The organism is Nocardia brasiliensis, assembly GCF_011801125.1.
Classification (GTDB): domain Bacteria; phylum Actinomycetota; class Actinomycetes; order Mycobacteriales; family Mycobacteriaceae; genus Nocardia; species Nocardia brasiliensis_C.
Genome location: NZ_CP046171.1, coordinates 7,552,687 through 7,566,324 on the forward strand (window position 1 = coordinate 7,552,687; position 13,638 = coordinate 7,566,324).

The 13,638-nt window shown below is 63.8% G+C and carries 16 protein-coding genes; 10 read left to right on the forward strand and 6 right to left on the reverse strand.

Translation table 11 applies throughout. The features are described 5' to 3' along the window. The first annotated feature begins 368 nt into the window (after positions 1-368). Together F5X71_RS34555 and F5X71_RS34560 are read left to right on the forward strand one after the other, a co-directional pair. Positions 369-635: a hypothetical protein gene (locus F5X71_RS34555; protein WP_167465748.1), complete on the forward strand. Its 267-nt coding sequence runs from the start codon at positions 369-371 to the stop codon at positions 633-635. Positions 636-1,158: 523 nt separating this feature from the next. After that, positions 1,159-1,686, forward strand: coding sequence for a hypothetical protein (locus F5X71_RS34560; protein WP_167465749.1), 528 nt, complete (start codon positions 1,159-1,161; stop codon positions 1,684-1,686). 188 nt (positions 1,687-1,874) lie between these two features. Here the strand turns inward: F5X71_RS34560 and F5X71_RS34565 are convergent, their stop codons facing one another. The 3 genes from F5X71_RS34565 to F5X71_RS34575 are packed head-to-tail and all read right to left on the reverse strand — an operon-like array spanning position 1,875 to position 3,585. Then, positions 1,875-2,714 (reverse strand): helix-turn-helix domain-containing protein, encoded by an 840-nt coding sequence (locus F5X71_RS34565; RefSeq protein WP_167465750.1) that lies wholly within the window; start codon positions 2,712-2,714, stop codon positions 1,875-1,877. Then, positions 2,715-3,263, reverse strand: a complete 549-nt coding sequence (locus F5X71_RS34570; RefSeq protein ID WP_167465751.1) for a DUF6879 family protein — start codon at positions 3,261-3,263, stop codon at positions 2,715-2,717. 4 nt (positions 3,264-3,267) lie between these two features. After that, positions 3,268-3,585 carry a hypothetical protein gene (locus F5X71_RS34575; RefSeq protein WP_167465752.1) on the reverse strand — a complete coding sequence of 106 codons (318 nt, stop codon included), beginning with the start codon at positions 3,583-3,585 and terminating at the stop codon, positions 3,268-3,270. A 207-nt stretch (positions 3,586-3,792) separates the two neighbouring features. On the opposite strand from F5X71_RS34575, the gene F5X71_RS34580 reads away from it, so the two are divergent. From F5X71_RS34580 to F5X71_RS34615, 8 genes are all read left to right on the forward strand, one after another. Next, entirely contained in the window at positions 3,793-4,038 is a 246-nt protein-coding gene (locus F5X71_RS34580) for a hypothetical protein (protein WP_167465753.1), read from the forward strand. A 14-nt stretch (positions 4,039-4,052) separates the two neighbouring features. Continuing rightward, complete coding sequence (locus F5X71_RS34585) at positions 4,053-4,967, forward strand: SAM-dependent methyltransferase (protein ID WP_167465754.1); 915 nt, start codon at positions 4,053-4,055, stop codon at positions 4,965-4,967. Next, positions 4,961-5,797 carry an SAM-dependent methyltransferase gene (locus tag F5X71_RS34590; protein WP_238815619.1) on the forward strand — a complete coding sequence of 279 codons (837 nt, stop codon included), beginning with the start codon at positions 4,961-4,963 and terminating at the stop codon, positions 5,795-5,797. Before F5X71_RS34585 ends, F5X71_RS34590 begins: the two co-directional genes overlap by 7 nt. Before the next feature lie 55 nt (positions 5,798-5,852). Then, a complete protein-coding gene (locus F5X71_RS34595; RefSeq protein WP_167465755.1) occupies positions 5,853-6,698 on the forward strand; it encodes a hypothetical protein in 846 nt (281 codons plus the stop codon). 8 nt (positions 6,699-6,706) lie between these two features. Next, positions 6,707-7,768 carry a hypothetical protein gene (locus F5X71_RS34600; RefSeq protein WP_167465756.1) on the forward strand — a complete coding sequence of 354 codons (1,062 nt, stop codon included), beginning with the start codon at positions 6,707-6,709 and terminating at the stop codon, positions 7,766-7,768. A gap of 63 nt (positions 7,769-7,831) precedes the next feature. Then, on the forward strand, positions 7,832-8,353 hold the full coding sequence (locus F5X71_RS34605) for a hypothetical protein (RefSeq protein WP_167465757.1): 522 nt from the start codon (positions 7,832-7,834) through the stop codon (positions 8,351-8,353). A gap of 45 nt (positions 8,354-8,398) precedes the next feature. Further along, positions 8,399-9,703, forward strand: coding sequence for a hypothetical protein (locus tag F5X71_RS34610; RefSeq protein WP_167465758.1), 1,305 nt, complete (start codon positions 8,399-8,401; stop codon positions 9,701-9,703). Next, complete coding sequence (locus F5X71_RS34615) at positions 9,690-10,244, forward strand: hypothetical protein (RefSeq protein WP_167465759.1); 555 nt, start codon at positions 9,690-9,692, stop codon at positions 10,242-10,244. Before F5X71_RS34610 ends, F5X71_RS34615 begins: the two co-directional genes overlap by 14 nt. Before the next feature lie 175 nt (positions 10,245-10,419). Here F5X71_RS34615 and F5X71_RS34620 read toward each other — a convergent pair whose 3' ends face one another. The 3 genes from F5X71_RS34620 to F5X71_RS34630 are packed head-to-tail and all read right to left on the reverse strand — an operon-like array spanning position 10,420 to position 13,635. Further along, a complete protein-coding gene (locus F5X71_RS34620) occupies positions 10,420-10,848 on the reverse strand; it encodes a hypothetical protein (protein ID WP_167465760.1) in 429 nt (142 codons plus the stop codon). Further along, positions 10,848-13,244: a glycosyl hydrolase family 28-related protein gene (locus F5X71_RS34625; protein WP_167465761.1), complete on the reverse strand. Its 2,397-nt coding sequence runs from the start codon at positions 13,242-13,244 to the stop codon at positions 10,848-10,850. The genes F5X71_RS34620 and F5X71_RS34625 overlap by 1 nt, the downstream gene beginning before the upstream one ends. Positions 13,245-13,248: 4 nt before the next feature. Next, positions 13,249-13,635, reverse strand: coding sequence for a hypothetical protein (locus F5X71_RS34630; RefSeq protein WP_167465762.1), 387 nt, complete (start codon positions 13,633-13,635; stop codon positions 13,249-13,251). Between the last annotated feature and the right edge of the window lie 3 nt (positions 13,636-13,638).

Consider the following 13,638-nt stretch of genomic DNA (forward strand, 5'->3'; position numbering starts at 1 on the left):
CCTCTATGTCTGGCACCCGTACTGGGTGATCTATCACCCGTACTGGGTGAGGAGGTCCGGTGAACTGGGAATCGTCCTGGACTTTTGCGCGGATTGAAACTGGGTTACCCAGTTCAGGGTAGTCGTTTTGGGTTCCGGTGGTGTGCTGATAGTGCGCCCGGAGCGATTGCTCTCCCACACCGAGGAGTTATCGGGGGCCGGGCGCACCCACTTCCACGAGGCAGCAAGAGGTGTGGATCGTGAAAATATCACTACCGCAGCGTATTTCACGAAAGACCCGGCCACGTGCGTCCATGCGTTCCCGTTGCGACGCACCGCCGCCTAGACACCGGCAAGCAGCGACGTCCCTGCATGTCGGCCGATACCGAATGTCGAGCGACCACACCGCTCACCAGGCGCGCGCCGTCGGCGGCGACATGTGGGCGGTGTCCTACCTGCCAGGCTGGACGGTGCCGGGCAATCAGGCGGTCGCGGCCATCAAGGCGGCAGAGGTCATCACCTACCTCCAGGCGCTGGCCGACGAACTCGGCCTCACCGCGCTCGAAGCCGCTGGCCTCGCACTCCAGGAGCCGCCATGGCTCATCCCACCCCGCGTACTGCGGTGCGCTGAGCGCTCACGGAGCCAGGACCGGTGATGGGTGATGCCTGCGCACAGCAAGCCCGCGGCCGAGCCGGTCGTGCATATCCAGTTCGTGTACACGCCTGTCGGCTCGGATGTCGCCGTGGCGGTGCACGACTGCTGCGCCCCCGAATGCGTCGCCCGAGCCTTCCTGACCGCTTTCGCGCGCTCACACAACCCACGCCTGAACGCGATCGAAGTACCCGACGGCCGAACCGACCTCACACCGTTGAATTGCAGGACCCTATGGATGCCCTGATCGTCCCCGCCATCGTAATCGGCATTGTCACAACATTTTTCGGACTGTTCTTCGGGGCGATGGAGTGGTTCCGGCGGCGCGACGAGCGCGAACTGGCCACCCAGCGCCAGAGCTGGCGGCCCACAGCACCGCAGGACTGGGTGACCAGACCCCTGCCCTTGCCACGGCACTACCCATCCCGCCACCGCGGCCCACGCCACGCGTCCAGGATCGCCTGAACGCGTCACTCACACCGAAACACCTTTTCTCACAACCCATCACAACCACCAGGAGCTAGCTCGTGTCCTTGTCCATCCTGACCGCGTCCACTCCGGCCACGATGACCGTGTCTGAGCATCAGGCAGTCCTGCAACGCCGCGCGCTGTATCAGGCCGAGTTCGGGCTGCGTGTCTTTCTCGATCCGAGCGGTCTCATCACATTCCACGGCGGCCCGGACGCTGCCGTACGTGTGGTCGCGATGCCGCCACCATTGGGTAGCCGTGTCCGTAACGCGCTGCGCACCAAGGATCTTCATCACGTACCTATCGTTGCCTCGCGTTCGGCCGGGCACTGCGAGCAATGGCTGTTCCTCACAGCCGCAGCGCCGACAGATCCCAGTCGGAGCCTGCTGTTCGCATCCGGAACAAGATTCGCCGCGAACAACGTCGTGCTGCGCCAAGGCGTGATGACAACACTGCCGACACCAGGGCGCGACTCCGCCAGCTGGATCAACCCTCCATCGGGCCGCGACCAGCCGCAGTTCCAGGAGATCGTGCCCATCATTCACACACTGCTCGGCAACGAACGAAAACGACGCCGCAGCCGATAGCCCCGCACCGGCTACCAGAACCAACTACACGTCGCTCTCCGCAGTGCACGACAAGACGGCCCGCGCACGGCGCTGGCGACGGGGCAAAACTTGCGCCGCGACAGCACCTCTCACCGGAGGAAAATCAAGGAGAACAATGGCCTACGGCGTTGCCTCGTATGCCTTCAACTGGTGTCCGACATGGTGCGTCATCGCAAGTGGTGGTGTCGCTCCCGCGCATCGGCAATCAAGGCTTTAGCCGCACCGCCGTAGGCCGCCTGCCGGTGAAGCGTTACCCATACCTTCTCGTAGTAGGCAAGTTCACGCGGTTGCGTGACGGTGAGCCCGGCCGAGATCGTCTCGACCTCGGCTAGTCGTTCATCGAGCAGGACAAAGCAGGTCGTGGTGTAAATGAATCGAGCTGTCCTGGGGATAATCCCGAGGGTGAGCCTCGGCAAAGACATCACCTCGACAAGGTAGTCGAGCTGGCCAATCATTACCTGGTCGTTGCCTACCGTGGTGTAGAGCGCCTGCTCGGCGAGTAGCACCGTGATACGCGTCGTGCCGTGCCGCAAGATTCGCTGCCGCTCGATGCGGGCGGCAACCGCACGGTCGACGTCATCGAGACCACCGACGAACTCAATGCACGACGTCAGTACCTCACGCGCATAGGCCGCAGTCTGGAGTAGACCAGGAATCGCAGATGGTTCATAGTTCCGAATGCGTTTCGCGCGGGATTCCATGTCGATCCGCCTGCGTTGCTGTTGTGCGTGCCCTGCCGCGGCAACACGACGCCATTCCTGCCAGAGCGCCTCGATATTCGCCAGAGCGGCACGAAGATCGGGCAAGAGTAGTTCAGCGTCGCAGATGCGGCACCACGCGCACAGGTCGGCGTCGTTTGGCGTTTGCTTGCCGTGCTCGATGCGGGAAACCTTCGCCGAGTGCCAGCCCGCTCCGGCTGCGAGTTGCAGCCCCGTCAGGTGCGCGGACTTGCGGAGATCCCGCAGCCGCGCACCGAACGCTTGGCGTGCCTGCTCAACCTCAGCCACTCATCCGCCTTGCAACACCGGCCCATACTCCGGATGAGGAATGCCCTTCGCCCATAGGTGATTTCGCACCGAAACGCAGCGGTCCACGATCATCGGATCGGCAGTGACGGCACTGCCGACGAAGTCGCCGTTGGTCGCGAAGATTGTGAACGCGACCTTGCTGCTGTCGACGAGCCACCATTCATCCGGGGTGTAGTCAGCGGTCTCGACCTGATGCCGTGGCAACCACCGAATATCTTCGCCCAGAGCCACATTCCGATCCGTCAGCGCATGAAGAAACCGCACGTAGTCGGTTAGAGGTTCAGTCACCACGCGCACCCGGCGCATCGCGACACCGGCCCCGGTCACTGCCATGACCAGTTCGTCCCATTCTCGCCAACTGTCGGGGTAGGCATCCTGCTCGAACGGAGGCAACCCCGCAAGGACGCGGCGCATCGGCTCCGTTTCGTCAGCGACCGCAGAATGATCGTCGGATACCTCGAGGTGGAACGCTTCCGAACGTGCAGTTCGAATGAGGGTGTTCGTTTCGTCGACGTTCAGATATTGCACGCGCTCACCATTCCCATGGACTCTTGGCGACGGGGACCTCGACTGCGGTCTCATGATCGGGAATCTTCATCTGCTCCAATATGTCCTGGCTTGTGATCGGCTGTCCGGCAACGAGAAACGAACCTCGGCCGGAGTCTCGCATCTCACTACCCATATACGTGCCGGGTTGCAGCCACCGCAGCAGCATATGCGGTATCTCCACCTGCCCATTATCGCCAGGTACCGGGTATCCCTGGGCGAGGTACAGATTTCGTTCCTCATCCAGCCACAAACGAGGAGAGCCGGTGTTGTTGGTGGGGCCGCCCAGAAGTCGCAGTGCCATGATCCATCCTCGGTAGATAGTACGAGCTTTGCGGGACTATCCATCTATCGTCGCTGTTCACAGCCTCTTCGGTCAACAAGTATCGCAAACATTCGCAAATCTATAGCCTGTGCGATCCGGCCGTTCCTAACGTTCGAGGTATGTGCCCGTCCCCGGTGACAGTCGTCCCGGTCGCGGGCTGTCCACCATCGATGACGGAGGCGGGAGATGGCACACGTGGGTGGGGTCGACCGTCAGGCGACGGTTCTTTCCGATTGCTCGGCGGCGTGGCATGTCGTTAACGGCACCGTCTATGTCGACACGTTGTGCAAGGGCCGCAAGGTGATCGGCCTGGGCGGGTTGGAGCTGGGTAAATGCCTCGCGGCCGGGATGCCACGCCGCTTGTGGAACCGGGTCCTGTTCGAGTTCGAAACCCGGCATGTGACAACGACTCTGGGGCAGCGGCTGTGGTGAGCACGGTGACCGGCTTGGATCGTGTTCCTGTCTACAACCCGTTCGTGCCCAGTTCCGCGCGGATCTGGGACTACCTGCGGGACGGCAAGGACTACTACGAGCCCGACCAGAAGATCGCGGACGGCATGCTCGCGATCGCGCCGGACTCCAGGACCGTTGCGATGCTCGTCCGCGTATTCCAGTGCCGTGCTGTGCGATTGGCCGCCGAGGCGGGCGTGCGCCAGTTCATCGACCTCGGCACCGGCCTGCCCGCGCTCGCAACTGTTCACGAGGTGGCCTGCGAGATCGAGCCCGCGGCCCGTGTCGTCTACATCGACAACGATCCCATGGTTCGCGCGCACTGCGACGCGCTGGTGGCGCACCAGCGAAGCCGCACGGTGATGCAGGCCGATATCCGGTGTCCGAGGCAGATCGTCGAGCAACTCGATGCGCAGGGGCTCATCGACTTCCGCGAGCCCGTCGCCGTGACCATGGTCGGCGTACTCGACCACGTGATGGACGAGGAAGACCCCGCCGGAATCGTTGCTGTGTTCGGTAACGCGATGGCGCCGGGCAGCTATCTCGCCCTCGCTCACGGGTCCACCGAGACCGACGCCGAGTTCATCCACCAGACCCAGGTCGACACCCTCGCCACCCCAGCTCAACTGTGCTATCGCTTTCCCGCCGAGATCGAAAAGTTCATGGCGGGCTTCGACTTGCTCCCGCCCGGCATCGCACCGATACAGGCGTTCATCGACAACGTCAACGACCTGGAAACGCAGTGGGTTTTCTCCGGCGGCATCGGCCGCTCAGGACATCCGGCCAGTCAGACCACCATGTCAGCGAATTCCGGTGCTAGCCAGTGGATTAGCGAGTTGATCGACCAGCCGGAGCTTTCCACGCCACGCCTGCGAGCCCAACGCGACGAAGGGGGCTACCGACGGTGGTGACGCCATTACCTACTGACGCACAACCGGATTGGAGAACCGCTGCCATGCAAGATCGTTCGCCCGGCTTCGATCCCTCGGTTCCCAACTCCGCACGGATCTACAACTACATGCTCGGAGGCAAAGACCACTACGAGGTCGATCGGCAGGTCGCCCACCGCTTGCTCGCTGTCGCTCCCGACACCAAGACCCTGGCCTGGCTCGTCCGCAAATTCCTCGTCCACGCCGTCGAATTGGCTGCCGACGCACAAGTCAAGCAGTTCATCGACCTCGGATCAGGCATCCCCGCCTCACCGAACGTGCACGAGGTAGCGCGCGAGATCCACCCCACAGCACGAGTCGTCTACGTCGACAACGACCCCGTGGCGTGCCTGCACTGCGAAGTGCTGCTCGCTAGGCCGCGCGGCGTGTCGGTCGTGCAGGGCGATATTCGCAGCCCGCAGCAGATCATCGACGAGATCGAAGCTAAATCGCTCGTCGACTTCAGCGAGCCGATCGCCCTACTCATCGTCGGGGTCCTGCATTACGTGATGGATGAGGAGTATCCCGGCGAGATCATCGCGGCGTTCCGCGACGTCATGGCACCCGGCAGCTACCTGGTAGTCGCCCACGCAACGGACGACACCCATCCCAAGTTCCAGTCGCGGTCACACTCGGAGACCGATAACACCTCCGCGCAACTGTGTTACCGATCCGCAGGCGAGATCGAGACGCTGATGAAAGGCTTCGAACCACTCTCGCCCGGCATCGCACCGGTCCAGCAGTTCCTGGGATCGGATCTGCCCACAACCCGACTCGTGATGCACGGCGGTATCGGCCGCCGAACGGACTGAACCTCCGAAAACCCGACACGTCAACGTCAATGACTCATACCCTCCCGGAGGACCCATGGGCCGCCGCGCCCGTTCCCGACGCGACAGCGAGAACACCGCAGCACGACTCCGAGTGCTCCGGCACCTCGCCGACACAGGCGGCACCGAGACCACAACCCAGATCGCTGAAGCGATTTCGTACAGCTCGCTACCCAGGCTGACACACATCCTGGAAACACTGACGGCTGACGGGCACATCTACGGAGACTCACGCGACGGCCAATGGCAATGGACGATCACCGGCAGCGGGCGGCGAGCGCACGACCGACCGGACACGGCCGCGGATGCCGGGCTGGCTCCGCTTCCCGACATGGTTCGCTTGCTCAGCCTGTGGGACGGCCTATTCGACCCATCGACCCAGCTCGGGCACGCAACCCGTGTCTGCGTCGGGCTGTGGATGGAACTACTCGAGCATGTGGTCATCCGCAGCGCTGACGACCTCGCCGTGTACCACCTCGAAGGCGATGCACTCGACCTCTACACGACCGTCGTCCGCGCACTCGACGATGAGGTGACCTGGCATTTGGGCAACGATCCCGACGCGGTGGTCCTCATCGACGATGACGATCCGGACCCAGCCACAGTCGGCGAACTCATCGCCCAGATCGCCTGCTATTCCGTGCTTCTCGACAAATGGCCCCAATCCCTCCCGGACTGCCCACTGAGCGCCCCGTTCAGGCAGACCGGAGCACTGTACGAGGCGCTGGTCACAGACCTGGTAAACGGCAGCGCACGACAGCCCCGCCGCCGATCACACGGCATGCCCCCGATCCAGCCACCACGACGTATCGACCTGGGACGCCTCCCGCCCGACCTCGTACCCGACAGCCCCGCGACAATCATCGACAACCCACACCGATAAGGGGCGAGATGAGCAACGACGAGCAGATGATGATCGATCTCGGCCAGCTCGACCTCACACCCACCACCCGGCCCACGCCTCCCGGCCCGGCCGACTGGGTGCGCTGGTTCGCTCAGATGGACGCCCAGTTGCGAAGATTCGCCACCGAGACGTTCCCTGATCTGCCGCAACCGATCTGGTCTCGCGAGGCCATCGATCGCGTCGGCGAGGCATTCGATCAGATCTTCCCCGATAAGGAAACCGTCGCCGACCCGGCCAATGCCGATCTGGTCGATCAGTTCCTGCGATGGTTCGGCGAGTGCTACACCCACTACACCGATTACGAGTGGTGTTACTCCACTTTTGGACCCGCCGTCTACAACGAAGATGACGATCCGAAGGGTGAAGGGCCGACCGCTGTGCGGTTCTGGTTGAACTACGCGGCCGAATACGGCTTCGACTACATCCGCAGCCACTTCCGGCCCGAATCCGAAACCGAATACGTCGACGACGAATACCGACGCCGCGAACAACAACGCCATACCGCGGCCGCCGCGGCACTCCAGCGATTCCTCCACGCCAGCCCCGGCCCGAGCGCCAACCCTGCGTGGGACGCCTGGATCGCCCCGTACCGTCGCGTGCGGCAACTCCAGACCTTCCTCGATCACATCGGATGGGACGACCTGCCACCGCAGCCGTGGAGCGATGACAGCGCCGACGTCGAGCGGATCGGCGCGCTGCTCACCGACTGGTTCCCGAACCGCAAAGCCATGGTCGCCCCCGAAAACACTGACCGCGCCGACCAGGTCGTTGTTTTCCTCGGCGAATGCCTGATCCGCTACGGACACGGCCGCTGGTTCGACCGCCGCCAATACCACGAGATGCACCTGGTCCACATGGGCGAAAAGTCGATCCTGACCCTCTACGACGGATTCGAACCCGCGATCGTCGTGCCACACACGACAACCAACTACGGCATACCGTTCTTCACCTACGTAGCAGGAGGGCTGCTACCGCGAGCGGTCAACAACTTCGCGGGCATGACCCGATTCCTGCAAGGCTTTCACGGGATGGACGCGCGACTGGAATAATGCAAGGCCGACACTCACGGTGGAACCTCCGAATCGACTGCACGACACCACGAAGGGACAAGCATGGGAACCGGCGACCAGTTGGGCATGGACCTCGGCGTACCACTCGAGCAGTCCGAGTGGGGAAAATGGGTCGACCCCGATCGCAGGGCGGCACAAGTGCGAAAGTTCCTGCGCCGGGCCGAGATAGGCGATCTTCCGTCTGCGCCGTGGCCCGAGGATGCGCCTGAGTTGAGGCAATTGGACGTCACGGTCGCTGAGTTGTTCCCAGATATGGCAACGGCGATGAAGCCCGAGAATGCCGATATTGCTGACGCGTTCATTTGCTTCCTCGGCGAGTGCTTCATCCGGTTCGCAGGCGCGCATTGGGAAGACTATCAATGGTTCGGCCGTGACAAGTCATTCTACGATCACGTCAATCCGATGCTCGAATACGGATTCGATGCCGACGGCGATACCGCCTATGGGCTGATGAGGCTCATGATCGACGACCACGATCCTGCCGACGGGGGCATGTTCTCCGCCATCGCTGAAATGCTGCGCGAATTCGCTGAAGAGTACGCGTTATCGCGCGGAGGCGCGTAGCGAAAGCCGTCCTGTTCAAGGACGTCATTGGGGGTGCGTTCGGCGATGCCCGACGAGTACGACAAGATCCGGGAAGATTTCAACCCGCCGGAACGGGGACGGATTTTCGAGAGCGGCACCAACGAGGTCCTGGGGGACCGCGAACAGGGCCATGTGAGGCATCCGGACCCGCGTCCTACCTCTCTGGGGCCGCGCCACTACGACAAGGAACGTGCCGATGATCACGGCAAGATTCACGCCTTAGAGGAGAAGTCCGGTCAAACCGGAAGCGCGAATGATCTCCGGGAACTGAAGAAGGATCGGGAGCTTCTCGCCGCCCGTGAAATAGAAACGCTCACTATACGAACTGTTGTTGGCGAGAAGATGTCGCCAAAGTATGTACGTGAGCTGTCCAAACTGCGTGACGAATTCAAGAACAGGGTAATTCACATCGAGCTGACGCGCGATCAAGCCCGCGTAGCATTCGGGAAGGGGATATCACTCGAAAAGCCTTCGCCTCAGCTCGAGCTGCCAGGGGTTGCAGACGTAGCACGCGAGCAGGTAGCCGTCGACCTCCAAAAGCGCAAAGGGAAAATCGCAACGCTTGCGCAGGCGCGTGAGACTGCCGAGAGATTCCGAGCTGTGCAGAAGTTCAGCCAAGGGGCCGAACGCGGCCGGAAGGACGCAGAACGGGCTCGCGAAGTACGCGAGACGCGCGAGAACGAGCAAGCCCGTGACCGAGAGCTAGCAAAAACCGCGGAAACGCGTGAACAAATAAAAGTGAAGAACGTTGAGCTAGCGCAGGCCATGGAAGATCAGGCCCGAGACATTAATTCAGCCTGGGATAGTGGCGAAGCGGTTCCTGTCGAGAAGGTGCGTGATGCACACGCGACGTTGAGCCGCGACCTCGCGGAAATCCGGGAAGCCGAGTTGGTGCAGGCGCGAGATGATTTCGTGGCCTCTGGCCACACTTCGGAAGAAGTGCGGACAATCGAGTCGCGGTTGGAGCAGGTACGTGAGGAAGCCCGCCGCGAAATCGTCAAAGGGATCGATACCCTCGGTGTGATCGTCGAGCGCGGCGACAACGCGCATACCGAACGCGAGACGGCAGAACAACAGCGCGAGCGCGAACGGGCGGCCGAGCGTGAGGCAGCGCGAGCTCAAGACGCGGCGAGACAGGCAGCGTACGAGAGGCTTGATCGACAAGGTCAGCTGACCGAGGCCGAGCGGCTGCATTGGCTGGGCCAAGGCACCGACCCACGTGCAGCGGTAAGAAGTCCCCCTGCGCCAGCGCCCTCCGTTGAGCGGGGAGGGACCGGGCAGGGTCAGGGCATCAACCGATCGCTGAATCCGACCCGTGAGGGCCGATGATGTTGACGCAGCGGTCTTCGTGGCATCGATGTCCTACGAGATCGCGCAGCTGCACAACGATGTTCGCGTGGCCTGGCGTCGAGGTTCGGAATCTCAGCGGATGGTCCGGTTGACGGCGCGATCGGCTCGGCGGACGATCTTTGCATCGGTCGCAGATGAGGGGGCAAATGTCATGATGTCAGCGCGTCAAGTCCGACAGAGCAGCGCGACTTGCATACCGCTGGTTGCCGTCGCGATGGTGGTTCTTGGATGCTCCAGCTCGCCCGAGGACGAGGCGAGGAACTTGGAGATGCACCGGCAGCGCCTGCTCACGGGTAAGTGCAGGGAGCTCGTAGAGGGTGAGTTGAAGTCGCCGGGGTCGGCGAAGTTCTCCGGGGAGACAGTCACGGGTGACGCTGCTGCGGGATGGACGGCGGCCGGGAACGTGGACAGCCAGAACAGTTTCGGTGCGCTGCTTCGCAGTGCGTGGTCGTGCTCAGCGAGGTTGGAGGCGGACGGCGACACCATCTATGTGAAGCTAACTCGGCTCGCTCAGTTGTGAGATCCGCGAAACGACGAAATCGCCCTCCCTTTCCCGGTTTCGGGAAGGGAGGGCGATTTCGATCAGCACGTTTCAGGCGCTGGCCGAGGCGGCCAGTGCCGCGATTTCGGGTGCGTGCTTGATGATCACGAGCAGCAGCTCGAGCACGATCGCGAGCATGGTGTCCTTTCTGCGGTCAGGTGAAGTAGAGATAGGTGTTCGTCGCTCCGCTGAGCAGGGTCGCGGAGGCTCCTAGCGGGGTGGTGTAGCTGAGCCACACGGTGTCGCCGCTGGCGAGGGTGAGCGCGACCGATGTGAGTGTGGCGGTGGTGTTGTTGAAGGGGATGGCCATCGTCGCGACCGACGTGGCGTTCTTCATGACCGTCAGCGTCAGCGCCGTCGAGCTCGGCCAGGCCGCAGTCAGCACCGCTTTTGCGTTGAGCATCCATGCTGCGCCTCCGTCGGCGACGAGTTTGCTGCTGGTGATCACGGTGGCGCCGAACCCCGCGCGGGCCGCCCACCCGGTGACCTGCGCGGCGGTGTTGGCCGTCATGGCGAAGTTGGTCGCCAGGTTCATGCCCATGGGATTCGCGCCAGCGGGGGCGGAGGCCCGTGTGACGAACATCAGTCCCAGGTTCCGAACAGATAGGCGCGCAGCCCCTTTCCGGGTGTGGTGCCGGGAGCTGTCAGGGCTAGGGCAAGCCGGTCGCCGACGGCGTAGGAGATGTTGATCGCCGCAGTGCGCGCCGCGTCGGTCGTCGTGTTGTCGACCTGGCTGGTGGCGGTGACGGAGAGATTCGAGTTGGGCACTTGGGCGCCGTTGCGGCGTAGCTCGACGGTGCTCGAGCCACCGCCATCGGCGCTGTCGAACTGGTAGATGGCCTTGGTCAGGGTAAACGGGCGTCCGACGTACATGCCTGCGGCGAGGTCGCCTACGCCGGTGGTTCGGGTGCCGGTCTGGGCGACCCATACGAAGTCGCAGGCGACCGTCCCGCCGGTCGGCGCACGGGTGTTGGACAGGCGCGGGTCGTCGCCTGCACAGGCTGTTGCCGCAGCAGTGCCGTAGACGACGGCGAGGGTCCGGTCGGCGACGAGACTGCCGCCGCCGCTCAGGCCGGTTCCGGCGATGATCTGCCGAGCCGCGTCGGCCTTGTTGACCAGCGCGGGAACCGTGGGCGCAGCGGCGGTTCCGCCGAAGTCGCCTGCCAGCTGGACGAGTCCCTTGACGGTGCTCGTCGCATCAGGCGCGGTTCCTCCCCCGCTGCCGGGCGTCTGCCAGCTGGCGTTGCCCTCGGCGTCGCTGGTGAGCACCCGCGCTGCGCCTGCGCCGTTGGTGACCCGCAGGCTGCCTGTGGTCGTTGTTCCAGCGACCGAAAGGTTCGACGAGGAGCGAAGATTGGGAAATCGTGCTTGCCCTCGCCGGAGCACATTCCAGTACTGGGGAAAGTCCGCGTCGGAGAAATCCGGGCGCAGGGTCGTGACGAGGTTGGCGGCAAAGCCCTCGATGGCCTCGTCGCCGCCTGCGGCGAAGACGAGCTCGGTCATCATCGTGCCTTGGTCTTCGTTGAACTCGCACGCGATCAGTGACGGCTGACGGCACCGGTTGAGCTGGATACCAACGCTTTTCGCCCCGATCTTGCAGCCGATCATGGCGAAACTCGACGGACCGCCGACACCGAGGGTGCCGACGATGAGCCCGTAGTCGCTGCCTTCGAACCAGCACGACTCGAAAATCCATGTGGCACCGACGCCTTCGATAACGACGTGCGCGGCGGTGGTCGTTGCGCCGTCGGCGATGAATTCGGTTGCGACCGCGGCCAGCCCGGAGGAGTTACCCGCCCCGGCTCCTTTGATGCCGTTGTAGCAGTTGACCACCTTGGAGTTGGTGATCTCGTTCTGGATGGCGTCGGTCTGGAGGCCGACACCGAGGTTGGCCAGCACGGTGTTGTGGATTCGGGTGTTGCCGGTGTTGGCGACCAGGCGCAGGCCGGTCTGGTTCCGGTACGTCGCGCCGGTCGCGCTGGTATGAGCTCCGCGGATGCGGACGTCGTCGAGGGCGATCTGGAAGCAGCCTGACAGTGTGATCGCGGTTGCCCCGGCGCCGCTGAGGTGGATACCGAGCGAGCGGAAGGCGATGTCCTGCTTGCCGGTCAGGGTCAACAGGGTGTCGGTGCCGGAGTAGCGGATCTCCGAGCGCAGTGGCCCCTCGCCGATGAGGCGGCTGCCGTCGGCGAGGTCCGGGAGCGTGGTGACCGGGTAGGTGCCTGCGGGGAAATACAGCGGGCGCCCTGCCGCGGCGGTGTAGGCCGCAGTGATCGCCGCGGTGTCGTCGGCGACGCCGTCGCCGAGGGCTCCGTGGTCACGCACGTTCACCATGAGCTCGCCGCGCGGCACGGCCCCGTCGGCGCGGGCGAGGCTGGCCTGCACTGTGGCCCCGAGGTCGAGAGCGGGTATCCCGGTGCTGGGTTTGGTGTAGGTGCCCGCGCCGATGCTGGCGCGCGCGGTCTGGCTGTCGGCGGCCGTGAGGATCGAGCGGCCGACGGCGCTGGAATCGGTGATGCCGGTGGAGGTCACGACGGCGGAGACGTGGACGTTGCCGTGGTCGTCGGGTTCGAGCCCGTTGACGGTGCGGACGTAGGAGACGCGGTAGTCCGGCGGGACAACGAGCTCGGAGTTCCAGTCGGTCAGAAAGACGCTGGTCTGATTCTTGAAGACCTGGATGATGCCGTTCTCGACGCGGTGTGTGCCGTCGGCCTCGGTCCAGGTCGCGTTGATCAGGTAGGACCAGCCCATGACGGCGTCGGTGGTTCCGGCGGCGACGAATCCGTCCTGGTCGACTGCGGGCAGCAGCACCCAGCCCATGGCGGGGAAGGTGGTGCACATGCTCGACAGGTGCTGGCCGGTCGGTGTCCACACCAGATCGCGTGAGGGGATAGCGGTGATGCTGGCCGTCCGCACAGCGCCCGCCGTGGACGGCAGTGCGGCGACCTGGACTGTGATCACGCCGGGCGGAATGCTCATGGGGTTACCCCCTTTCGATCTCCGCTTTGAGGTCGTCGGACATCTCGGGTGCGGGGATGTTGTGGTCTGCGGCGACTTCGAGGAAGTCGCGCAGTACCGAAACAGCGTGCCGCAGTAGCTTTTTGAGCCGATCCTGTTCGGCGTCGCTGGCGCGGAGTTTGGTTTCGAGGATGTCGACACGTGCCATCAGGTCGGCGAGTTCTCGCCGGTAGGTCTCAAGTGTCGCGACGAGCATTTTGTTGACGTCGCGCGCCATTTCGAGCTGGAGCTCGGAGACGCGCAGATCGTGCTCGGCGAGTTCGAGCCGGTCATGTTGGGCTTCGGTGTCGGTGGGATGGTCTCGTCGGCGCCGGGCGGTGAGCATGCTGGCCGTGCGGCGGGCGGCCTCCACGCC

Excerpts from the sequence above, each read along its gene's own strand:
- F5X71_RS34555 (WP_167465748.1), top strand. The coding sequence starts at position 369 with ATGTCGAGCGACCACACCGCTCACCAGGCGCGCGCCGTCGGCGGCGAC.
- F5X71_RS34575 (WP_167465752.1), bottom strand. The coding sequence starts at position 3,585 with ATGGCACTGCGACTTCTGGGCGGCCCCACCAACAACACCGGCTCTCCT.
- F5X71_RS34580 (WP_167465753.1), top strand. The coding sequence starts at position 3,793 with ATGGCACACGTGGGTGGGGTCGACCGTCAGGCGACGGTTCTTTCCGAT.
- F5X71_RS34595 (WP_167465755.1), top strand. The coding sequence starts at position 5,853 with ATGGGCCGCCGCGCCCGTTCCCGACGCGACAGCGAGAACACCGCAGCA.
- F5X71_RS34600 (WP_167465756.1), top strand. The coding sequence starts at position 6,707 with ATGAGCAACGACGAGCAGATGATGATCGATCTCGGCCAGCTCGACCTC.
- F5X71_RS34605 (WP_167465757.1), top strand. The coding sequence starts at position 7,832 with ATGGGAACCGGCGACCAGTTGGGCATGGACCTCGGCGTACCACTCGAG.
- F5X71_RS34610 (WP_167465758.1), top strand. The coding sequence starts at position 8,399 with ATGCCCGACGAGTACGACAAGATCCGGGAAGATTTCAACCCGCCGGAA.
- F5X71_RS34620 (WP_167465760.1), bottom strand. The coding sequence starts at position 10,848 with ATGTTCGTCACACGGGCCTCCGCCCCCGCTGGCGCGAATCCCATGGGC.
- F5X71_RS34625 (WP_167465761.1), bottom strand. The coding sequence starts at position 13,244 with ATGAGCATTCCGCCCGGCGTGATCACAGTCCAGGTCGCCGCACTGCCG.